Raw genomic sequence first — 21,432 nt, 5'->3', positions numbered from 1 at the left:
GGGACGAACGGAGGGACGTCGCGGAGACCGCGAGCCGGGAAGGCATCGTATGAGGGCGCCCGTCCGCAGCGCCGCGCTGGCTCTCTCGGCACTCGCCCTCACCGTTCCCGCGACGGTGCTCACGTCGATGGGGGCCTCCGCCGCCGAGGTGGGGCCCGGTTCCGGGGCGCTGTGCAGTCCGCAGTCCCCGTGCGGGGATCCGGCCGAGCCGGGACCGAGCGTGGGTCCCACCCCGACGGAGTCGCCCACCGAGTCTCCGTCACCCGGTCCGACCGAGTCGCCGACAGAGTCCCCGGAGCCCACGGAGTCCCCGTCACCGACGGAGTCGCCGGAACCCGTCGAGGCGACGGAGGACGACGATGCGCCGATCTTCGCGAAGACCCCGGCGTCGCTGGGCTCGGAGAAGCTCTCGTTCACGGGGCTGAGCGGCGTCTCGATCGTCTCGGTGCCCACCGCGGACGGCGGGTCGATCCGGGCGCTGAAGATCACCGCTGATTCGATCACGATCACCGGCTTCTCGCTCACGGTCCGCCCGCCCGGTGAGCCGGGCCTCGTGACCAAGGCGGACGAGATGACGCTCAAGGGGGATGTAAGCGTCTACATCGGGTCGATCACCGCGACGACGAAGGACGGGAAGTCGCTGACCATCGGCACCGACACCCCGCCCCCGCTCGACGACGTCGAACCGGGACTGGTGCGGGTGACGATGGGCCTCGTCGGCTCGATGGCCGATTCGATCAGCTACTCGAACACCGATCAGAAGATCGTCAAGCCCTGAGCCGCGGAGTGAGGTGGCCGACCGGACAGCCGGTCGGCCGCTTCACTCGCCCTTCTTCGCGCGGGCGAGCTTCTTCTCCCTGAGCGTGCTGCGCACCTCGCGGAGCCGGTCGCGTTTGCGCCGGCGTCCCGCCTCGGCGGCGGCGACCTGCTCCGACGTGGGCTCATGGTCGCCCATGCCCACCTGGAGCTCCGGCGGGCTGATCTCGGTGACCACCCCGACGTCGATCTTCTTCCGCAGCCGGAGGATCTCGAGGCGGAGGATGCGGCAGAGGAAGTAGATGCCGAGCAGGTTGGGAAGGGCCATGAGGAAGAAGATCGCATCCGAGAAGGCGATGACCGACTCGAGCGACATCGAGGCGCCGACGATGACGGCGAGGATCCAGAAGATCTGGTACGCCTTGTCCGCCTTCTTCGAGTTCCCCGTCAGGTAGCCCAGGGCCTGCTGCCCGTAGTATCCGTAGGCGAGGATCGTCGAGAACGCGAAGAGGACGACGGCGACGGTGAGCAGGATCGGGAACCAGCTGCTCACAGTGCCGAATGCCTCGGCGGTCAGCCCGATGCCGTCCTCGGTGCTCGTCGTGTAGAGCCCGGTGGTGATGATCGCGAGCGCGGTGAGCGTGCAGACGATGACGGAGTCGATGAGCGGCTCCCACATCGCGACGAAGCCCTCGGTCGCCGGCTTCGTCGTCTTCGACGCGGCATGGGCCATCGCGGCCGAGCCGATGCCCGCGGCGTTGGAGAACAGCGCCCGCTGAATGCCGACGATCGCGACGCCGACGATGCCCCCGGCGATGCCGTCGGGGCTGAACGCGCCCTCGACCATGAGGACGAACGCGCCGGGGATGGCGCCCGCGTTGACGATGAGGATGACGATGACGGAGAGGAAGTAGAGGATCGCCATCATCGGCGGGAGCTTCGACGTCCACTGCCCGATCTTCCGGATCCCGCCGAGGATGACGAGCGCGGTGAGGACGGCGATGACGACGCCGATGAGCCAGAGCTTGTCGGCGAGGAAGCTGTCCTCGCCCCCGGTGGCGCCGACGAGGATCGACGCCGCCTGGTTCGCCTGGAACAGGTTGCCGGCACCGATGACGCCGATGACCGCGGTGAGGGCGTAGAACGCGGCTAAGAACTTCCCGAGCTTCGGGCGTCCGATCTCGGCGAGTCCGTCGCGGAGGTAGTACATCGGCCCGCCGGCGACCGTGCCGTCGTCGTTGATGCGCCGGTACTTCACACCCAGCGTCGCCTCGGCCATCTTCACCGTCATCGCGAAGAAGCCGAAGATGATGATCCACAGCGCAGCGCCCGGTCCGCCGACCGTGATCGCCACGGCCACACCCGCGATGTTGCCCAGGCCCACGGTGCCCGAGAGCTCGGTGGCGAGCGCCTGGAAGCTCGAGACCTGACCGGGGTCGGTTTTGCGGGTGAAGCGTCCGCGGATGATGCCGAGCGAGTACTTCAGACCTGTGACCGGCTGGAAGCGGAGGTAGATCGTGAGGAAGACCGCGGCGGCCATGAGCCAGACGACGATGAGCGGGATGCCGAGGTCGCCGATGCGCAGCTCGAAGAAGACGATGCTGCTGAAGGTCTGCGCGATCGGCCCGAGGAAGGACTCGATCGCCTGGTCGATTCCGGCGGCCTGCACTGTGTCGGCGGCCTGGAGTGTGCCGGTCGGGGCCTCGACGGCCGAGAGCTGGGACAGGTGTTCAGTTATGGAATTCATGCGCACGGGTGCGAGTGAGGGATTCGTCCGGAGGATCGGTCCGGGACCGGCACCCAGCATCAACCTAACAAGCGCTCAGCTCGTTGTCAGGTTGACGTCATCCGCCCCAGCGCCGTTTCGGCCCTCTCGCCTGCGCAGATACTCGACGAATCTCTGCGCGAGCTCGCGGCCCCACGCGATGAGCTCCGCGTCGGCGGCGCGGACCTCCTCGACGATCGACTCGGCCGTCTTCCCCTCGGGCAGCGGGACCGAGTCCGAGGACAGCCAGCGGGCGATCTGCACGGCGTCGGTCTCCGGGTGGAACTGCGTCCCCCACGCGAACTCGCCGACCCGGAACCCCTGCACAGGCGCGTCCGAGCCGGTGACGAGGAGTTCCGCACCCTCCGGCAGGCTCATCTCCTCCTGATGGAAGAGCACCGAGGGCAGCGTCCGTCCGGCGAGTGCGGCGAAGACCGGGTCCGACTCCCCCGCCGAGGTGGTGCGGAGATCGTAGATCCCGATCTGCGGGCGCTCCCGCCGGGAGATCCGCGCGTCCGTGGCCGCGGCGAGCAGCTCCCCGCCGAGGCAGACGTTGAAGCTCGGGAACTCACCGCCAGCAGAGCGCTGCAGCAGCTCCCTCACCTGCGGAAACCACGGATTCGCCGTGTCCTCGAGGGGACCTGCGGCGCCGCCGAGGACGAGGAGCGCAGCGTAGTCGCCGGGGGCCGGGATCGCCTCGCCGAGGTACGGACGGACGACGACCACCTCGGCGCCGGCCTCCTCGAGCCACTGCCCGAAGCGTTCAGGACCGGTGCCTTTCTCGTGTTCGATGACGAGAATCCTCACGTCTGCCATGGCCTCATTCTCCTCGGTCAAGCCGGCGAGCACTTTGCGATGCGAGGAACGCCCGAAAAGTGCGCTCCGGCTTGACCGAGAGCCCCGCACGCCCCAACTCAGCCGCCGCCCTCACTCCGCAGTGACGTACGCCGAGGTGATGCCGCCGTCGACGGTGAACGTGGAGGCGTTGACGAACGTCGAATCGTCGCTGGCGAGAAACGCCACGGCCGCGGCGATCTCCTCGGGCTCACCGAAGCGGCCGCTGGGCACGTGGACGAGGCGGCGCTGAGCCTGCACGGGGTCGGCGGCGAAGAGCTCCTGGAGCAGCGGCGTGTTCACCGGTCCGGGACACAGGGCGTTGACGCGGATGCCGTCCTTGGCGAACTGGACCCCGAGTTCTCGGCTCATCGAGAGCACCCCGCCCTTCGAGGCCGAGTAGGAGATCTGCGAGGTGGCGGCCCCCATGAGGGCGACGAACGATGCGGTGTTGATGACCGATCCCGACCTCTGCCTGACCATGTGGGTGAGCGCGTACTTGCAGCAGAGGAAGACCGAGGTGAGGTTGACCGTCTGGACCTTCTGCCACGCGGCGAGGTCGGTCGTGAGGATCGAATTGTCCTCGGTGGGGTTGATGCCGGCGTTGTTGAACGCGACGTCGACCCGGCCGTAGTGCTCGACGGTGGTGTCGAAGAGGTTCTTCACATCCTCCTCGTCGGCGACGTTGACGCGGACGAAGAGCCCGCCGAGTTCCTCGGCGACCTCCTGGCCGCGAGCCTCGTCGAGGTCGGCGATGACGACCTTCGCGCCCTCTTCGGCGAGCCGCTTCGCGCTCGCCAGCCCGATGCCCGAGGCACCGCCGGTGATGACGCAGACCTTGTCCTTGAGTCGGGTTGCCGCTGTGGTCATGGTTCTCCTTGGTGATGTGTCTGAGGTGGTGTGTCTGAGTTGGTGTGTCTGAGGTGGTGTGGCTGAGGTGGTGGGTCTGGAGCTCGCCGAGCCCGGCTCACTCCCCCGGCCGGGTCGCGAAGAAGACGTTCTTGACTTCCGTGAATGACGCGACCGCGTCGGGGCCGAGCTCGCGGCCGAGCCCGGACTGCTTGAACCCGCCGAACGGCGTCCAGTACCGGACCGAGGCGTGCGAGTTCACCGAGAGGTTCCCGGCCTCGACCCCGCGGGAGACCCTCATCGCCCGGTCGAGACTGTTCGTCCAGATCGAGCCCGAGAGCCCGTATTCGGTGTCGTTGGCGATCCGCAGGGCGTCGGCCTCGGTGTCGAAGGGCACGACCGAGAGGACGGGACCGAAGATCTCCTCCGTGAAGTCAGCGGTGGAGGTCGAGGCCGGGGTGAGCACGGTCGGCGGGAACCAGAACCCCGGTCCCTCCGGTGCCGTTCCCCGGAACGCGACCTCGCCGGCGGCGACGTAGGAGGCGACCTTGTCCCGGTGCGCTGCGGTCACCAGCGGTCCCATCGCCGTGTCCGGAAGCGTCGGATCGGCGGCGGCGAAGTCTCCGACGGACTCCTCGAGGGCGGCCATGAACTCGTCATAGATCCCCCTTTGGACGAGCAGCCGCGAGCGAGAGCAGCAGTCCTGTCCCGAGTTGTCGAAGACGCCCCCGGGGGCCGCTGCCGCAGCGGCGGCGATGTCGGCGTCGTCGAAGACGATGTTCGAGTTCTTGCCGCCGAGTTCGAGGGTGAGGTTCTTCACCTGCGCCGCGCAGCCGGCCATGATCCGCTTGCCCACCTCGGTGGAGCCGGTGAAGACGATCTTCCGTACGGCAGGGTGGGTGACGAAGCGTTCGCCGACGACAGATCCCTTGCCGGGGATGATCGTCAGCACGCCCTCGGGGATCCCGGCTTCGCGGGCGAGTTCGCCGATGCGGATCGCCGTGAGCGGGGTGATCTCGGCCGGTTTGAGGACGACGGTGTTGCCGGCGGCGAGCGCGGGGGCGAACCCCCACGAGGCGATCGGCATGGGGAAGTTCCACGGGACGATGACCCCGACGACCCCGAGCGGTTCGGCGAAGGTGATGTTCACTCCCCCGTCGACGGGGATCTGCCGGCCGAAGAGGCGTTCGGGCATCGCCGCGAAGTACTCGATGACGTCGCGGACGTTGCCCGCCTCCCACGTCGCGTTCGAGATCGTGTGCCCGGCGTTGGCGACCTCGAGGGCGGCGAGTTCGTCGATCGCCCCGCCGACAGCGTCGGCGAAGCGCCGCAGCAGCCGCGCCCGGTCGCCGGGGGCGACCTTCCGCCACTCGTCGAAGGCCGTCTGCGCCTTCGCGATCGCGGCGTCGGTGGCGTCGACATCGGCGAGCTCCACCTCGGCGATCGACTCCTCTGTGGCCGGGTTGACGACGGTGAACGTACTCACGTCACTGCTCTCCTTCACGTTGTGATCCTCTCGCCGAGGCGGACCCCGGTTCCGCTCATCCGCTGCCTGGCCGCGTCGACGAGGGCTGAGACGACGCGGGCGTCGTCCGGGTTGTGCTCGGGGTGCCACTGCACCGCGAACAGCCACCCGTCCTCACCGGTCTCCGCAGAGCGGGCAGGGTCGGGTTCGATGGCTTCGATAAGTCCGTCACCGCTGCGGGCGGTGACGACGAATCCCTCGCCGAGGCGGTCGACCGCCTGATGGTGATAGCAGGGTGCCGTAGCCGCCTCCCCGAGGATGGCCCGGGCGAGGCTGCCCGGCTCCGTCGTCACTGCGACCTCGCCGTAGACGCCGGGGTTCGGCTGGTAGTCGGAGTGCCCGAGGACCTCGGGCAGGTGCTGGATGAGGGTGCCCCCGGTGGCCACGGTGATGACCTGGAGGCCCCGGCAGATGCCGAGGACGGGCAGCCCGCGCTCCCGCGCGCCGCGGAAGAGGAGGAACTCGGACTCGTCGCGGAAGGGCTGGGAGGCGGTCCGCTCGTGCGGAACCTGTCCGTACGCCTCGGCGGTGACATCGGCACCGCCTGCGATGAGGAGGCCGTCGACGCGGTCGAGGACCTCGGGCGTCTGCCCGTGCGGGGGCAGGAGGACGGGGATCGCCCCGCACCCCGCGACCATCCGGACGTAGTCGGCGGGGATGAGGGCCGCCTCGGCGTCCCAGACTCCCCACTGGGCCTGCTGCATGTACGAGGTGATCGCGATGACCGGGGCGGCGTCCGCCCTCTCAGAGTCGTTCGAAGCCACGGATCCTCTCCCAGTCGGTCACGGTCGCATTGTAGGCGTCGAGTTCGACATCGGCGGCATGGACGTAGTGGCGCACGACGTCATCTCCGAAGGCCGCCTTGGCGATCTCGGAGGTTTCGAGCAGGTCGCGGGCACCGGTGAGCGTCGTCGGCAGGCGCTTCGCATCGGTCGTGTACGCGTTGCCTTCAGTGATCGGCGGGAGTTCGAGTTCGTTCTCGATCCCGTGGAGGCCGGCGGCGATGAGGGCGGCCGCGGCGAGGTAGGGGTTGAGGTCGGCGCCGCCGACCCGGCATTCGACGCGCAGGGACGGTCCGTGCCCGACGACGCGGAACGCGCACGTGCGGTTGTCGAAGCCCCAGGCCACGGCGGTGGGGGCGAACGAGCCCTCGACGAAGCGCTTGTAGGAGTTGATGTTCGGGGCGAAGAAGTACGTGAAGTCCTCGATGCAGGCGAGCTGGCCGGCGATGAAGTGCTCCATGAGTGGGGAGAAGCCGTGCTCACCGTCGCCGGCCATGACCATGTCGCCGTCAGCGGATCGGAAGCTTAAGTGGATATGGCACGACGATCCCTCCTTCTGGTCGTACTTCGCCATGAAGGTGATCGACTTGCCGTGCTGGGCGGCGATCTCCTTCGCCCCGTTCTTGTAGACCGCATGGTCGTCGCAGGCCTTGAGCGCCTGCTGATAGCGGAAGGTGATCTCGTGCTGACCGAAGTTGCACTCGCCCTTCGCTCCCTCGACGTAGAGGCCGGCACCGGCCATCGAGTTGCGGATGTCGCGCAGCAGCGGTTCGATCCTAGCGGTGCCGAGGAGGGAGTAGTCGACGTTGTACTGGTTCGCCGGGGTCATCCCCTGGTACTTCGAGGCGAACGCGTCCTCGTAGCTCGTATCGAAGGTGATGAACTCGAGTTCGGTGCCGACGTGGGCGCTCATCCCCGCCTCGGCGAGGCGGTCGAGCTGCTTCTTGAGTATCTGCCGGGGGGAGGCGGTCACCTCGGCGCCGGTGGTCCAGAGGAGATCGCAGTTGACCATGGCCGTGCCCGGCTGCCATGGGATGAGGCGCAGGGTCGCGAGGTCGGGCTGCATGACCATGTCGCCGTACCCGGTCTCCCACGAGGACATCTCGTAGCCGTCGACGGTGTTCATGTCGACGTCGACGGCGAGCAGGTAGTTGCAGGCCTCGGAGCCGTGCCCAGCGACGTCGTCGAGGAAGAACTGTGCGCCCAGGCGTTTGCCCTGGAGGCGTCCCTGGGCGTCGGTGACGGCGACGACGACGGTGTCGATCTCTCCGGCCTCGGTGAGTCGGCGCAGTTCGTCGAGGGTGAGCGGCTTCGCCTGGAGGGATCCGCGGGTGGTCCGCTGCGGGGCGTGTGCCGTCGTGGGCGCCGAGGCGGCTGCCGGGGCGACATCGGCAGGGGCTGCCGCCTCGGCGGAGGTGGCCTCGGAGGGCGTGGTCAGATGGGTCATCGGTGGTACCTCAGTTCTCTGTGCGTGCTGTCTCGTCGGTCGTTGAGGTGGTCAGGATCTGTCTGAGTCCGCTGTCTGTCTGAGTCCGCTGTCTATTTGAGTTCGCTCTCGGCGGCCTCGATCTGGGCGAACTCCTCTTCGGGTGCGCTCGCGACGAGGTGGTGGCGGGAGTAGAACCAGAAGTAGGCGAGCGCGATGAGGAAGACGCCGGCGGCGATCGCGGCGGCGAGGATGTCGACGAAGAAGGTCGCGACGACGGCCACCGAGGCAAGCACGAGGGCGATGCCCGTCGTCACGACACCGCCGGGGGTGCGGTAACCGCGAGGCAGGTCCGGCTCCTTGAAGCGCAGGCGGATGTGCGAGAGGTTGAGCAGGACGTAGGAGACGGTGGCGCCGAAGACGGCGACGTTGAGGAGGACTCCGCCGTTGCCGCCGGAGAGGACGGCGATGAGGAAGCCGATCGTGCCGGGGACGATGAGCGCGAGGACCGGGGTCTTGCGCTTGCCGGTCAGGGAGAGCCATTTGGGCAGGTAACCGGCGCGGGAGAGCGCGAAGAGCTGGCGGGAGTAGGCGAAGATGATCGAGAAGAAACTCGCGATGAGACCCGCGAGGCCCGCCCAGTTGACGAAGGTCGCCAGCCACGAGTTCTCGCCGTAGACGAAGCGCAGCGCCTCGGGCAGCGGGTTGTCGGATTCGCCCATGGCCGCCGAGCCCGCGATGCCGGGGACGAGGAGGAGCATGAGAGCGCCGAAGACGACGAGGATCGCCATCGCGGTGATGATGCCGCGGGGCATGTCGCGCTTCGGGTCGGCGGATTCCTCGGCGGCCAGGGGCACGCCCTCGATCGCGAGGAAGAACCAGATGCCGAAGACGAGCGAGGCGAGCAGACCGCTGAAGCCCATCGGCAGGAACGCGCTCGAGCCGAGAGCGGTCGTCGGTTCGATGTCGAAGAGGTTCGCGGCATCGAAGTGGCCGACCGCGGCGACGACGAAGACGATGAGGGCGATGACGGCGATCGCGGTGATGACGAACATCAGCCGCAGCGCCTCGCCGACGCCCCAGAGGTGGACGCCGGCGAAGATCGCGTACGCGGCGAGGTAGATTGTCCACGTGGGGACGGATTCGGGGAGGATGCCGAGGGCTTGGACGTAGCCGGCGATGAACGTCGAGATCGCCGCCGGAGCCATTGTGTACTCGATGAGGATCGCCATGCCTGTGGCGAAGCCGCCCAGCGGGCCGAGCGCGCGGCGGGCGAATCCGTAGCCGGCGCCCGCGGTCGGCAGGGTCGAGGAGAGCTCGGCGAGGCCGAAGACCATGCACACGTACATGAGCCCCATGAGGAGGAAGGCGATGAGGAGACCGCCCCAGCCGCCTTCGGCGAGGCCGAGGTTCCAGCCGGAGAAGTCACCGGAGATGACGTAGGCGACGCCGAGGCCGGCGAGCAGGATCCACCCGGCCGCGCCCTTCTTCAGCTGCCGCTTCTCGAGGTAGTTCTCGTCGACGTTGCCGTACTCGATGTTCTTGCTCATATCCGCCCCATCACGTTCAATGGATCACAATCAGACCATTGGCTGGGGTCGAATGTAGTATGACTCAGATCACGGTGTCAAGGATCTGCCGAAGGTCGAGACGAGCTCCGTCGAGGCCGCGGAGGGAAGTCGAGGTGAGAGGAGGTTTGGGCGTGGAACGGACTGCCGATGCCGGGGACGAGAGGCACAGCGCCGCTGGCTCTCCCACTCGCCCTGCCCGGATGCGCGGGGGCAACGTCTTCGAGCACACGATCGCCGAGCTGCTGCGCGCGATCCGCCTCGGCCAGTACCTCGTCGGGGACAAGCTGCCGCCCGAGCGGGAGCTCGCCGCGCGGATCGACGTCTCACGGGCCACCCTGCGCCAGGCGCTGAGCGAACTGCAGACAGCCGGCGTCGTCGACGTCCGGCGGGGCCGGTACGGAGGCGCCTTCGTCACCCGGCTGCCGAGCGCGGACACGGGAGCCGGGGTCGACCTCGGCGAGCTCGACGATGCGGTGCGGTTCCGGCACATCCTCGAGACCTCGGCGGCACGGATCGTGGCCGGTCGCGAACTCGGCGCCGAGGAGCGGGAGAGGCTCATCTCCGCGGAGCGGAGCTGCTGGATGCCGCTGGGGTCCTCGGCCGAGGACATCGAGCAGTTCCGCGCCCTCGATGCCCGCTTCCATCTCACGATCGCCGAGCTCACAGGCATCCCGTCGCTCGCGCATGCCGCGGCGACGACGCGGGACCGGATCAATGCGCTGCTCGATCGGATTCCGTTCATCCACACGAACGTCGAGCATTCGTGCACGCAGCATCAGCAGCTCGTCGCAGCGATCCTCGACCATGACGCCGAGGCGGCGGCGACGCTGGCGGCCCAGCACGCCGAGGGCACCGAGCAGCTCCTGCGCGGATTCCTCGAGGGGGACGGCTCGACAAAGGAGCGGTGAGTAGGACTCACCCGCTGACGAGCCGTCGCGCCTCCTCCTGGTGGGCGGCGATGAGGGCCTCCTTGTCGAGCGCCTGCCCGTCCGCGTCGATCGCGTGACCGTCGATTACGCGCCACTGCCCGCCGACCATGACGCGGTCGGCCTTCTCCGCGCCGCAGAGGACGAGGGCGGGGATCGGGTCGTGGGAGCCGGAGAAGGCAAGCCCGTCGAGGCGGAACAGCGCGAGGTCGGCCTGCCTGCCGACCGCGATGGTGCCGATGTCGTCGCGGCCCAGCGCTGCCGCCGAACCCGCGGTCGCCCAGTCGAGGACGCGCTCGCACGTGACCGCCTCGGCGCCGTAGCGCAGACGCTGGAGGTAGAGGGCCTGCCGGACCTCCCGGATGAGGTTCGAGGCGTCGTTCGAGGCAGAGCCGTCGACGCCGAGGCCGACGTGGACGCCCGCGTCCTCGAGTTCGACGGCGCGGGCGATGCCCGAGGCCAGGCGCATGTTCGAGGTCGGACAGTGGGCGACGGAGACGCCGGCCGCGCCGAGGCGGGCGATCTCCTCGTCGTCGAAGTGGATTCCGTGGGCGAGCCACGTGCGATCGCCGAGCCAGCCGACCGAGTCGAGGTAGTCGACGGTGCGCAGACCGAAGCGCTCGCGGCAGAAGTCCTCCTCGTCGAGGGTCTCGGCGAGGTGGGTGTGGAGGCGGACGTCGAGGTCGGCGGCGAGCGCCGCGGACTCGCGCATGAGCTCGGTGGTCACCGAGAACGGGGAACACGGGGCGAGGCCGATCTGCACCTGCGCGCCGGCGCCGCGCTCGTGATAGGTCTCGACGAGGCGGCGGGAGTCGGCGAGGATGACCTCGGGGTCCTGGACGGTCTGCTGCGGCGGGAGGCCTCCGTCCTCCTCGCCGAGGGACATCGATCCGCGGGTGAGCATCGCGCGCATGCCGAGGCGGCGGACGGCCTCGACCTCGATGTCGATCGCGTCGTCCATGCCCGTCGGGAAGAGGTAGTGGTGGTCGGCGGCAGCCGTGCAGCCGGATTCGAGGAGTTCGGCCAGGGCGACGGTGGTCGCGAGCTCGAGGGCCTGCGGAGTCAGGCGCGCCCACACGGGGTAGAGGTTCGTCAGCCAGCCGAAGAGCGGGAGGTCGGCGACGGGAGCCCACGCGCGGGTGAGCGTCTGATAGAAGTGGTGATGGGTGTTGATGAGCCCCGGGGTGATGACGTGATCGCTGACGTCGATGATCTCGTCGAAGGCTCCGGCGGGGCCGCTGCTCGATGCCCCATCGTCCACGGGCCCACCGCCCACAGGCTCGCGGCCAGCCGGCACGAGCTCGACGATCGTCCCGGTCTCAGTGTCGATGACGATCCCACCGTCGGCGGTCGCGTCAGTATTGCGGCCGAGGTGGACGGCCTTGGGATTGCGCAGCCAGATTCTGGACATCTGCGTCGCCTCTCGTGCGTGTGCTCTCAGGTGGGCCACGGCCCGCCCGCTGTCGCGGCGACTGCGCTGGGGCGATCGCCGCCAGCTCAGGTTTCACGGCGTCTGCTGCTCCGCCGGTCGGTGCGCAGTCCCTCTTCGCAGGCTTCGATCCGAGTCCGAACGGAAGTCCGAGCCGCGTGCGATTTGTGCCTGCGGGGCACACCGACAAGACTGCACTCTAGCATGTGTTCCGGATCACGAATTCGAGTTGCCATCGCCGTTCACTTCGCCTAGTGTTCTGCGATAAGGAAACTTTCTTTCACATCTTGGAAGTTGTTCCCGAGAATCGAATGATGATGAGCAGAGGTGCCGACCCCTCGCAGGTGAGGTCTCGGCTCCGTGGAAGCCGCTGGCGAGCTCATGGAGGTCGGACTGACATCCGACCGCTCCGGTTCGAGTCCGGATACTCAGGCTCGCGTCCGGGGGCCCGGATCAGCGGGCAGGAATTCAATGGAGAAGCAGATGTCGGTGTCCAAGCAGTCACAGCAGAAGCAGCGTCGCCCCGAGGACGAGCGACTTCCCGTCGGGACGTCGTTCGCCTACGGGTTCCAACACGTCCTCACTATGTACGGCGGAATCATCGCCGTGCCGCTCATCATCGGCAAGGCCGCCGGACTCGACGACAGCGGCATCAGCGTGCTCATCGCCTCGTGTCTGTTCATGGGCGGCCTCGCGACGATCCTCCAGTCGTGGGGCGTGCCGTTCTTCGGGTCGCAGCTGCCGCTCGTCCAGGGCGTGTCGTTCGCCGGCGTCGCGACGATGACGGCGATCCTCGCGGGAGGCGACGGTCTGCCGGAGGTCTTCGGAGCGGTCATCGTCGCCTCGGCGATCGGCCTCATCGTCGCCCCGGGATTCGCGCTCATCGTCAAGTTCTTCCCACCGGTGGTCACGGGAACGGTGATCACGACGATCGGTCTCTCGCTCATGCCGGTGGCCGCGGGCTGGGCAATGGGAGGCAACGCCGAGGCCCCCGACTACGGGAGCATGCGCAACATCCTCATCGCCGTCGGCACCCTCGCCGTCGTCCTCCTACTCAGCAGGATCCCGGTCGCCATGATCTCGCGGCTGTCGATCCTCCTCGCGATCGTCGTCGGCACGATCGTCTGCCTGATCTTCGGCTGGGCGGACTTCTCGAACGTGCTCGATCGCGGCGTCTTCGCCTTCCCCGAACCCTTCGCGTTCGGCATGCCGACATTCTCCGCGGCGGCGATCATCTCGATGTTCATCGTCATCATCGTCACCTTCGCTGAGACCACCGCCGACATCATCGCCGTCGGCGAGATCGTGAAGACGAAGGTCGACTCGAAGCGCATCGCCAACGGCCTGCGCGCCGACATGCTCTCCTCCGCCGTGTCCCCGGTCTTCAACTCGTTCACCCAGTCGGCGTTCGCACAGAACGTCGGTCTCGTGGCGATCACGGGCGTGAAGTCGCGGTTCGTCGTCACGGCCGGCGGCGTCATCCTCGTCGTCCTCGGTCTGCTGCCCGTCATGGGCGGGGTCGTCGCGGCGATCCCCTCCCCTGTCCTCGGCGGCGCCGGCATCGTCCTCTTCGGAACGGTCGCGGCGTCGGGCATCCGCACCCTGTCGAAGGTCGAGTACGAGGGCAACCTCAACATGATCATCGTCGCGGTCTCGCTCGCGTTCGGCATCATCCCGGTCGTCGCGCCGGAGTTCTACAACGCCTTCCCGTCGTGGGTCGGCATCATCCTCCATTCGGGCATCTCGTCCGCGACGATCATGGCCGTCCTCCTCAACCTCATCTTCAACCACATCGGCGCGAAGTCGAAGGACCGCTCCGATCGCTCGGTGTTCGTCGCCGGCACCGGTCGCGTGGTCCGCAGGGAGGACCTGCAGCGCCTGCTCGATCACGAGGCCATCCTCGCCGAGGGCGACACCATCAAGGACGGCCGCATCGTCGACTGCAACGGTGAGGAGGTCCCGGTCGTCACCGACGACCAGCACGAGAAGATCGCCGAGGCGGTCCGCAACGGCGAGGTCAAGACCCGTGACGATGTCCGCCGGGTGATCGAGGAGACGGGAACGGAGACGCCCGACCGCTGACAGACCGGGTCGGTGAGCCTGTCGAAGGTGGAGAGCGGTGCAGAGAAGGATGGCCCAGTCAGTCTGACTGGGCCGTCCCCCTTTGAGTGGTTGTGCGGTCATGCGGTTATCTGACCCGGTTATCGAGTAGTCGTGGGAGTGGGTGGCCAAGCGGGCCTGGTCGAAAGACTGAGGAACAGGCCGGTCAGAACGGCGGGGGTTCGCCGTTGTCCCAGACCCAGCGCCGTACCTTCGAGTTCTGTGGGTTCGACTTTCGAGCGCCCGGATTCTGGGGGCCAGGATTCCGAGAGTTTCGCTCCTGGGAGTTCGTGTGCGCCATGGTCGGATCGCCTGAGTCCTCACCCTCACGGCACCGGAGCAGCCACGGGGAGATTTCCGGCGCGCTCACCCAGCCTGGAGAGCCGACGCTTCCTTCGGGCCCAGGGCACTCCTCAGCGAACATGGTGTCACCCGGTTCCGGCACAGGAGTGACTGCATCGCTATGCGAGCCACCGTCGCGCTCCGAGCCACCGTCGCCACCCGCAGCGCTGCCTCGTTCCGAAACAGTGCCCGCGCCATCGTCTGTCGCTGGAGCGTCTCCCACGTTCCCGCTCACGCTCTGAGCCCCGTCGCCCATCAGCCGAGCCGCGTCGCCCATCAGCCGAGCCGCGTCGCCCATCAGCCGAGCGTTCTCGATGTTGACAGGGTTGTCCCCTGCAGCCACCGTCGCCCTGATTCCGTGCGGGAATCGGTACTCCAGCACGCCGTTCTCGTCCATGCTCACCGAGTACTTCCCGTCGGTCTTCGCCTGGTGGTCCTTCTTGCACAGCGGGTGGAGGTTGCCGAACACGGTGAGTCCGCCCGTGGCCGGATCATCGTGGTTGTAGGGGATGATGTGATCGACTTCGGAGGACTCCGCTCGCCGTCGACAGCCGGGCATCGTGCATCTCTGCCATTTCGTCACCAGCGTCTGTCGCACCGACTGCGGGATGTAGTAGCTCTTGGCCTTGGCGTCGATGGGAGTACCGGTGGCAGGATCGGTGAGGATCCTGGTCCAGGTCGAGCACTGGCCAGCGATCGCCCTCGCCGTCTCCGCCGGGATCGGCGACCCATCGGGGAAGGCGCCGGGCAGGTCGGACTGTCCGAGAAGAGTCATACAGGGCACGGTGGTGATCATCTTCGCCTGCAGGGCGAACCAGTACGGACCCGTCGGCATCGACACGAGCACTTTGATGCGACTGCGACCCTGTTCGTCGCGATCGACGACCGAACCGGAGTCCAGCTCGTAATCCTCGGCGACGATGCCATCGGACTCGGCAAGTCTGCCGGAACCGTCATGGGGAAGTCCGTCAGCGCGAAGTCCGTCGGCGCGGAGTCCGTCAGCGCCGGCCCGGGCGCCGTCCTCGGCCCCGTCCCCGGTTCCGCCGCCGACCGAAGCGGTGCTCTTGCCGGCCGGGATGCTCGTGGCGGTGTCGACCGCCTCGGCGATGGAATCATCGATGTCGTCGACGCTGCGGACATGCTCGAGGTCGAGCGGGATCTGCCGAGTCGTCGTCGCCCCAGTTTCGGTGTCTTCCGCGAGGACTTCGATGCGGACCTGGGGACGGGTGCATGTGGCGATGTCGAACATCAGCGCGTCGATCGCACGATCGTCGTCGATGACGGCACCCTCGGGCAGCTGGTCGGCGAAACAGGCTGTGTTGCCGTTGCGGATCGCCTTCGCGAATGCCTCGATCCGCAGATAGTAGGCCTGCAGGTCGGCCGCGGGTCCGACGAGGGAGACGCTGGCAGTCCCGTCGGGATACGTCGTAATGGACACCCGTCGTTTCTCGTGCGCCGTCTTCGTACGATCGGGTTCGGGCTGGATCGCATTGATCCGTGTGCCCAGGGACTTCGCGAACGTCTCCGGGGTGATGTCGGCACGCCTCCCGGCAAGGTAGTCGTCGATGTTCGGCAGCAGTGCGAAGCGCACGTCCTGGCACAGCCGCGTCGCGACGTTGACGTGTTCGATGGTGAACTCGCCGCCGAGGCAGCGCTGATAGAACTGCGGCAACCCGTGAACGAGGATCATCGACGCGGTCACGTGGCTGTAGGTGCGCGAGGTCGTCGCGCCGAGGACGGTGGCGAATTCGGCAAGGTCCTCGGTGTGGGAGTACATGTGCACCCAGGTGTAGAACGTCGAGTCCGGCCGAAACCGCGGGAACCCCGGCAGATGCTCGGGTTCCGGGGAATCTGCGCCGAGTCCTGCTCCACCGAGTCCTGCTGCAGAGACTGCTGCTTCGCCGGCAGCGCCGACAGCTGCTTCGTCGGGGGAGGCATCGGTGGGTCCGTCCGCGTTCGAGGACTCCGCTTCGTCGGTACGGCCATCGGAGTTCGCGGACTCACCCTCGTCGGTCACAGCCTCCGCAGACGCACCACTGTTCGAAGGGCCTTCGAGCTCGTCGCTCTCGGGAACCTCATACCTGTGGGCGGTGTCGATGAACGACGCATGTGCATAGGGCTCATCAGGCCGCGGGTTGAGCAGGCGGAGGTGCTCGATGACTTCGTCGAGGAACAGCCCGGCAGTGGTCCGCATCGCGTCGAAATGCGCGCGGTCACAGGCGGTGTAGACAGAAAGGGCGTCGGCGAACGGGGAATCGGGGTCGACATCGAAACGAGGAGTGCGCGGCTGATTCGGCTGGTCACCACCAGCGGCATCGCAAGCGGCCCCATCAGGGTTCGAAGGGTCCTCCACTGCCGGTCACCTGCCTTTCCACTTCAGTGTGGATCGTTGATTCCAGTGTAGGTCACGTCACAAATCGTGTCAATCCTTTTTTCGAAATCTCTTCGAACGTCGAATTCATTGAATTTCGGACGCTCAGTGATTTTCGGCTGCCAATCGGCAGGCTGGGGCAACCTATCGGCAGGCTGAAAGGACGGGCCGACTGAACGGCCGAGCAGGCCGACTGCACGTCCGAGCAGGCTGAATCGGCAGCCCAGAGTGCAATTCGTCGTTCTGGAATCAGAGGCGGACAGGTGGGAAACCCAGTCCCAGCCCTCACCCCTCGCGCGTGACCAGCCCCGGCAGCTCCGCCATCGAGTCGAAGGTCGCGTCGGCGCCGGCGGCGAGCAGGGTCTCGGGCGTCTGGTGCACGGGCGACGGCGGGCAGAAGCCGAAGACGTAGGATCCGGCGGCCCGCCCCGCGATGACGCCGGTCGGGGAGTCTTCGATGACGGCCGCCTCGGCGGGGTCGACTCCGAGCGCATGCGCGGCGGCGAGGTAGACGTCGGGGGCGGGCTTCGACCGCGGCAGCTCCATGCCGGAGAAGATCCGTCCTTTGAAGACGTCGTAGAGGCCGATCTTCTTCAGCTGCAGTTCGATCTTGGGCCGGTCGGCGCTCGAGGCGCACGCGAGCCTGCCGGGGTAGGCCTTCTCGATGATGTGGACGGCGTCGACGACGCCGGGGATCGCCTCGAGGCGGGCCTCGAGCTCGACGTTGCGTCGCTGTCGGAAGTCGGCGAGCCAGTCGGCGTCGATCCGCACGCCCGTGTGCTCCTCGATGACGTCGGCCTCGTCGCGGAGCATCTTGCCGACGAACCGGGCGACGGCCTCCTCCTGGGTCAGGTCCCATCCCATGTCCGCGAGCATCCCGCGCAGCACCTCGTTCGTGATGCTCTCGGAATCGACGAGGACGCCGTCACAGTCGAACAGCACGGCAGCGAACTTCGGGCTCAGATCCATAGTCCGATTCTGTCATCCCACCGTGGGCGCCGTACGCAGGGGTTCCGTGCACCGGTCCCTGCCGACCGTCCAGGCGGGGAGGTGGAGCATCCCCTCGCCGAGGCGGCTGTGCCCGCCCGCACGAATCGTGCATCGCCGTTGGGGTGGCCCGGTCCCCAGTGACTGCGGTCGCCCGGTCGCCCTGTAATCTTCGGCGGCCCGGGGACCTCCGGCCACCCGCGGAACCCCGGCCCTAGGGAACGAGGGCTCCTTGGGAACTCCGGCGCCTGAGGAAACTCGGATCACCGGGAAGATCCAGTCCGGTGGAACCCCGGTTGACCAGGGATCCCGACGACGGTCGGGATTCGGGGGCAAGCCCCGCCTCGGCGAGGGGATCAGACGACGAACGCCGAGTAGATGAGGAGTCCCGACCCGATCGCGCACCCGACGATGACGAGGGCGAACAGGGTGAGCCAGCCGCCCGCGGGGATCGCGGAGCCGCGGCTGAGGATGAACGCGTCGGACTGCTGGACGTTCCGACGGCGGGTGTGGACGCGGATGACCTTGACGAGGTCCTTGAGCGAGCCGAGGGCGAGCGCGACGCCGAGCCCGGCGACGAAGACCGCGATCCACTCGGGCGGCAGGAAGACGACGAGGAACTGCGCGGCCACTGCCGTGCACACGGCGATGACGACGCCGGCGACGTTGCGGATGAAGATGAGCGCGATGAGGAGGACGAGCGCACCGAGCGAGAGCGCGAGCGGTGCCCAGCCGTAGATCGCCGAGGTGATGAGGACGAGCCCGAGCACCGCCGGTGCCGGATATCCCCAGAATCCCGCCCACGTTGCGGAGAATCCGACCCGACCGAACGAATTCATCTGCCCCGAGTGGTCGAAGTTGAGCGAGATCCCGCGCACGACCCGTCCGGTCGTCAGCGCCGCGAAGGCGTGACCGAGTTCGTGGACGAAGGTGACGAAGAGCCCGAAGAACCGCCAGATCGCCGGCGTCATCGTGATGATCAGAGGCACGCCGAGGATGATGAGCAGCTGCGTCGGCCCGAGCTCGAGTCCGTCCCCGCGTCCGAATCCGGAGGTGATGGCCTCCCACCACGTCTCCACGCCCTGCCTGAGATCCATCGTCACCTCGTCGATCCTCGCTCGCCCCGTCCCGGCCCCGTCCTGAGCGCCGAGTCCGGACCCAGTCCTGAGCGCCCAAGTCTAGGAACGGAGTCTGAGTGGCGCGCTCAGCTCGGTGGGAGGCTGTCCACAGGTCGGGCAGTCAGCACTGTCGGCGGTGCCGGAACGGACGAGCCCGATCGACAAGTCCCCTTTCTGCGTCGGAGGTCCGGGGGCTGTGTGAGAAAGCGAAGCTTGCCCCACTACGATGGGAACAGGTCAGCCATGACGATGAGGAGTCCCCCATGCCCCGCAGTCGCGCGTTCGCCCAGGTCGATGTCTTCTCCCGCGAGCCCTTCCGAGGCAATCCCGTCGCCGTGATCCTCGACGCCGAGGGACTCGCCGACGACGAGATGGCACAGATCGCGAACTGGACGAACCTCTCGGAGACGACGTTCGTCCTCCCGCCCACCGATGAGCGTGCCGACTACCGCCTGCGGATCTTCACCCCCTCCCGCGAACTGCCCTTCGCCGGGCATCCCACCCTCGGCTCGGCCGCGGCATGGCTGGCCGCCGGCGGCACCCCGCACAGCGCGACGACGGTCGTCCAGGAGTGCGGCGTCGGCCTCGTCGACCTCCGCCGCAGCGGCCCCGACAGCAGCACGACCACCACTGCCGACCTCTCCTTCGCCGCTCCCGAGCTCCTCCGCTCCGGACCGCTCGCCGACGACGACGTCGCAGCCATCGCCTCGGCGCTCGGCATCGACCGGACCGAGATCCTCGACCACGCGTGGGTCGACAACGGTCCCGGCTGGGCGGCGGTGCGCCTCGACTCCGCGGAGAGGGTCCTTGCCCTCACCCCCGACTTCTCGGCGATCCCGGACACGAAGCTCGGCGTCGTCGGCGCCCACCCGGCAGGCTCCGAACACGCCTACGAGGTCCGCGCCTTCGTCCCCGGCGTCGGCGTCGCCGAGGATCCCGTCACCGGCAGCCTCAATGCCTCGGTCGCGCAGTGGCTCATCGGGCAGGGCCTCGTCCCCGATTCCTACACCGCGACCCAGGGCACCGCGATCGGCCGCGCCGGGGTCATCAGCATCAGGTCCGAGCGCCCGACCCCGGGCGACTCAGACCCGAACCCCGACGAGGCAGCCCTCACCGAAACAGCCCCAACCCCCGCCCCGTCGATCTGGGTCGGCGGCCCGACGACGGTGCGCATCACCGGCACGATCGAGGCGTGAGGAGCTGACGATGCCGCACACCCGCCCCTCCACGGACCTGCCGCTCACCCGCACCCACGCCCGGATCTGGTTCGCCCTCCAGGCCCTCGCCGGAGCCGCATGGTGGTTCGGCGTCTTCACCGTCCCCGGCATCCGCACCGCGACGCTCGGGTCCCTCGAGCCGGTCGTCGTCGCCGTCTTCGACATCCCGCTCTTCGTCCTCGCCTCCGCGGCCGTGGCCCTCGGCGTCCGCCTGGCCGTGTGGGTCGTCGTCCCCTGGACGATCCTCGTCGCCCTCGGCATGACCGTCTACGCGACGGTGACCACCGAGGCGGGACTCGGTGCCGTGGCGATGATCGCCGCCGCTGTCGCGAGCACGATCGCCGGTGCCCTCATGCTCGCCGGCCGCATCCCGACCGAACGCCTCCTCTTCGGTCCGTTCGCGTTCTCGAGCTCCCGGACCGAGGACGAACGCTCCCTGCTCATGCGCACCGGCATCCAGCTCGTGTGCTTCTGGGGCGTCTTCCTCGTCATCATCCCGTGGATCATCTCCGCGCTCGAGGAGCGCTGGGGCCTCGAGGTGAAGTTCCCCGTCCTCGTCGTCCTCGCCGGCTTCGCCCTCCTCGTCCTCGCGAGCGCGCTCGGCATCTGGTCGGCGGTGACGATGGCGCGCTACGGCGGCGGCACGCCCCTGCCCGCGGAGATGCCCAACCGTCTCGTCGACGACGGCCCCTACCGCTTCCTCCGCAACCCGATGGCCGTCGCCGGGGTCGCCCAGGGCGTGGCGATCGGCATGTTCATCGACTCATGGCTCGTCATCGCCTACGCCCTGGCCGGGTCCCTGCTGTGGAACTGGATGATCCGCCCCCTCGAGGAGGCCGACCTCCGCGACCGCTTCGGTGCCGACTTCGACGACTACTCCGCCGAGGTGGCCTGCTGGGTCCCGAAGCCCCGATCGACCGCGCGCAGCGAGTCCGACTGAGTCCTACCGCACCGCGAATTCGGCGGGCTCTCTCTCGACGCGCTTGGGCAGGAGGAGCATGACGAGGAGCGCGAGCGCGGCTCCGAGCCCAGCGCCGAGCGTGTTCGTCACGAGGTCGCTGATCGTTCCGAAGCGCGTCGGGGAGAGCAGGGTGAGCTGCGTGGCCTCGATGAGGCAGGTGAACGCGGCACCGGCCACCCAGCCGATCCACCAGCGGCGCACGCCGAGCTGGAATGCGAGCAGAAACCCGAAGGGCACGAACAGTCCGACATTCGCAAGCATCTCCACCCGCTCGTAGCTCAGCCACTCCGTCGCCTCGTGAGAGGCGAAGAAGGCGAGCAGGCGGGCGATCGGCGACCCCGGCGACGTGTCGAGCTGCTGCGGGGTGAGGGTGATGAGGGCGATGAACGCGGTGTAGAGGATGAGCAGGCCCATAGGAACCGTGCGCACGCGCTGCCTGTAGCCTCTCATCCCCGCCAGAGTACCGGCCGATC

17 protein-coding genes are annotated in these 21,432 nt (G+C 68.1%); 5 read left to right on the top strand and 12 right to left on the bottom strand.

The genetic code is table 11. The features are described from left to right. Window positions 1-49 precede the first annotated feature (49 nt). Window positions 50-778 (top strand): hypothetical protein, encoded by a 729-nt coding sequence (locus AC0VYB_RS00375; protein WP_063248758.1) that lies wholly within the window; start codon window positions 50-52, stop codon window positions 776-778. A 42-nt stretch (window positions 779-820) separates the two neighbouring features. On the opposite strand, the gene AC0VYB_RS00370 is transcribed toward AC0VYB_RS00375, so the two are convergent. The 7 genes from AC0VYB_RS00370 to eat form a co-directional block, all read right to left on the bottom strand. Beyond that, on the bottom strand, window positions 821-2,503 hold the full coding sequence (locus AC0VYB_RS00370; protein ID WP_313450475.1) for an alanine/glycine:cation symporter family protein: 1,683 nt from the start codon (window positions 2,501-2,503) through the stop codon (window positions 821-823). A 75-nt stretch (window positions 2,504-2,578) separates the two neighbouring features. Further along, complete coding sequence (locus AC0VYB_RS00365; protein WP_009379763.1) at window positions 2,579-3,337, bottom strand: type 1 glutamine amidotransferase; 759 nt, start codon at window positions 3,335-3,337, stop codon at window positions 2,579-2,581. A gap of 111 nt (window positions 3,338-3,448) precedes the next feature. After that, the gene (locus tag AC0VYB_RS00360; protein ID WP_009379773.1) at window positions 3,449-4,225 is read right to left on the bottom strand and encodes a 3-oxoacyl-ACP reductase; all 777 of its coding nucleotides are present in this window, start codon (window positions 4,223-4,225) and stop codon (window positions 3,449-3,451) included. Window positions 4,226-4,322: 97 nt separating this feature from the next. Then, window positions 4,323-5,690, bottom strand: a complete 1,368-nt coding sequence (locus AC0VYB_RS00355) for an aldehyde dehydrogenase family protein (RefSeq protein ID WP_119297099.1) — start codon at window positions 5,688-5,690, stop codon at window positions 4,323-4,325. Window positions 5,691-5,704: 14 nt separating this feature from the next. Then, window positions 5,705-6,493: a gamma-glutamyl-gamma-aminobutyrate hydrolase family protein gene (locus tag AC0VYB_RS00350; RefSeq protein ID WP_009379776.1), complete on the bottom strand. Its 789-nt coding sequence runs from the start codon at window positions 6,491-6,493 to the stop codon at window positions 5,705-5,707. Continuing rightward, on the bottom strand, window positions 6,474-7,958 hold the full coding sequence (locus AC0VYB_RS00345; protein WP_009379784.1) for a glutamine synthetase family protein: 1,485 nt from the start codon (window positions 7,956-7,958) through the stop codon (window positions 6,474-6,476). Before AC0VYB_RS00345 ends, AC0VYB_RS00350 begins: the two co-directional genes overlap by 20 nt. A 92-nt stretch (window positions 7,959-8,050) precedes the next feature. Continuing rightward, complete coding sequence (gene eat, locus AC0VYB_RS00340; protein ID WP_009379786.1) at window positions 8,051-9,487, bottom strand: ethanolamine permease; 1,437 nt, start codon at window positions 9,485-9,487, stop codon at window positions 8,051-8,053. A gap of 152 nt (window positions 9,488-9,639) precedes the next feature. Between eat and AC0VYB_RS00335 the strand changes: the two genes are divergently transcribed. Then, the gene (locus AC0VYB_RS00335; protein WP_009379788.1) at window positions 9,640-10,416 is read left to right on the top strand and encodes a FadR/GntR family transcriptional regulator; all 777 of its coding nucleotides are present in this window, start codon (window positions 9,640-9,642) and stop codon (window positions 10,414-10,416) included. A gap of 7 nt (window positions 10,417-10,423) precedes the next feature. On the opposite strand, the gene AC0VYB_RS00330 is transcribed toward AC0VYB_RS00335, so the two are convergent. Continuing rightward, on the bottom strand, window positions 10,424-11,845 hold the full coding sequence (locus AC0VYB_RS00330; protein WP_190246614.1) for an 8-oxoguanine deaminase: 1,422 nt from the start codon (window positions 11,843-11,845) through the stop codon (window positions 10,424-10,426). Window positions 11,846-12,334: 489 nt separating this feature from the next. On the opposite strand from AC0VYB_RS00330, the gene AC0VYB_RS00325 reads away from it, so the two are divergent. Further along, window positions 12,335-13,945, top strand: a complete 1,611-nt coding sequence (locus AC0VYB_RS00325) for a nucleobase:cation symporter-2 family protein (protein ID WP_009379791.1) — start codon at window positions 12,335-12,337, stop codon at window positions 13,943-13,945. A gap of 184 nt (window positions 13,946-14,129) precedes the next feature. On the opposite strand, the gene AC0VYB_RS00320 is transcribed toward AC0VYB_RS00325, so the two are convergent. From AC0VYB_RS00320 to AC0VYB_RS00310, 3 genes are all read right to left on the bottom strand, one after another. Then, on the bottom strand, window positions 14,130-16,499 hold the full coding sequence (locus AC0VYB_RS00320; protein ID WP_190246639.1) for an HNH endonuclease signature motif containing protein: 2,370 nt from the start codon (window positions 16,497-16,499) through the stop codon (window positions 14,130-14,132). Window positions 16,500-16,961: 462 nt separating this feature from the next. Further along, window positions 16,962-17,645 (bottom strand): HAD family hydrolase, encoded by a 684-nt coding sequence (locus AC0VYB_RS00315; RefSeq protein ID WP_009379795.1) that lies wholly within the window; start codon window positions 17,643-17,645, stop codon window positions 16,962-16,964. 374 nt (window positions 17,646-18,019) lie between these two features. Continuing rightward, complete coding sequence (locus tag AC0VYB_RS00310; protein WP_009379797.1) at window positions 18,020-18,760, bottom strand: M50 family metallopeptidase; 741 nt, start codon at window positions 18,758-18,760, stop codon at window positions 18,020-18,022. 284 nt (window positions 18,761-19,044) lie between these two features. On the opposite strand from AC0VYB_RS00310, the gene AC0VYB_RS00305 reads away from it, so the two are divergent. Together AC0VYB_RS00305 and AC0VYB_RS00300 are read left to right on the top strand one after the other, a co-directional pair. Then, window positions 19,045-19,977, top strand: a complete 933-nt coding sequence (locus AC0VYB_RS00305) for a PhzF family phenazine biosynthesis protein (protein WP_190246615.1) — start codon at window positions 19,045-19,047, stop codon at window positions 19,975-19,977. A gap of 10 nt (window positions 19,978-19,987) precedes the next feature. Further along, on the top strand, window positions 19,988-20,938 hold the full coding sequence (locus AC0VYB_RS00300; protein ID WP_009379801.1) for a methyltransferase family protein: 951 nt from the start codon (window positions 19,988-19,990) through the stop codon (window positions 20,936-20,938). A 3-nt stretch (window positions 20,939-20,941) separates the two neighbouring features. On the opposite strand, the gene AC0VYB_RS00295 is transcribed toward AC0VYB_RS00300, so the two are convergent. Continuing rightward, entirely contained in the window at window positions 20,942-21,409 is a 468-nt protein-coding gene (locus AC0VYB_RS00295) for a VanZ family protein (RefSeq protein ID WP_205772186.1), read from the bottom strand. Window positions 21,410-21,432: the final 23 nt, after the last annotated feature.

The organism is Brevibacterium sp. Z349TD_9, assembly GCF_056173565.1.
This window is presented reverse-complemented; position numbering and strand designations above follow the sequence as displayed.

Coding starts and splice junctions, on each gene's coding strand:
- AC0VYB_RS00315 (WP_009379795.1), bottom strand. CDS start 17,645: ATGGATCTGAGCCCGAAGTTCGCTGCCGTGCTGTTCGACTGTGACGGC.
- AC0VYB_RS00305 (WP_190246615.1), top strand. CDS start 19,045: ATGCCCCGCAGTCGCGCGTTCGCCCAGGTCGATGTCTTCTCCCGCGAG.
- AC0VYB_RS00320 (WP_190246639.1), bottom strand. CDS start 16,499: ATGCGGACCACTGCCGGGCTGTTCCTCGACGAAGTCATCGAGCACCTC.
- AC0VYB_RS00375 (WP_063248758.1), top strand. CDS start 50: ATGAGGGCGCCCGTCCGCAGCGCCGCGCTGGCTCTCTCGGCACTCGCC.
- AC0VYB_RS00365 (WP_009379763.1), bottom strand. CDS start 3,337: ATGGCAGACGTGAGGATTCTCGTCATCGAACACGAGAAAGGCACCGGT.
- AC0VYB_RS00370 (WP_313450475.1), bottom strand. CDS start 2,503: ATGAATTCCATAACTGAACACCTGTCCCAGCTCTCGGCCGTCGAGGCC.
- AC0VYB_RS00300 (WP_009379801.1), top strand. CDS start 19,988: ATGCCGCACACCCGCCCCTCCACGGACCTGCCGCTCACCCGCACCCAC.
- AC0VYB_RS00360 (WP_009379773.1), bottom strand. CDS start 4,225: ATGACCACAGCGGCAACCCGACTCAAGGACAAGGTCTGCGTCATCACC.
- AC0VYB_RS00330 (WP_190246614.1), bottom strand. CDS start 11,845: ATGTCCAGAATCTGGCTGCGCAATCCCAAGGCCGTCCACCTCGGCCGC.
- AC0VYB_RS00325 (WP_009379791.1), top strand. CDS start 12,335: ATGGAGAAGCAGATGTCGGTGTCCAAGCAGTCACAGCAGAAGCAGCGT.
- AC0VYB_RS00310 (WP_009379797.1), bottom strand. CDS start 18,760: ATGGATCTCAGGCAGGGCGTGGAGACGTGGTGGGAGGCCATCACCTCC.
- AC0VYB_RS00295 (WP_205772186.1), bottom strand. CDS start 21,409: ATGAGAGGCTACAGGCAGCGCGTGCGCACGGTTCCTATGGGCCTGCTC.
- eat (WP_009379786.1), bottom strand. CDS start 9,487: ATGAGCAAGAACATCGAGTACGGCAACGTCGACGAGAACTACCTCGAG.
- AC0VYB_RS00345 (WP_009379784.1), bottom strand. CDS start 7,958: ATGACCCATCTGACCACGCCCTCCGAGGCCACCTCCGCCGAGGCGGCA.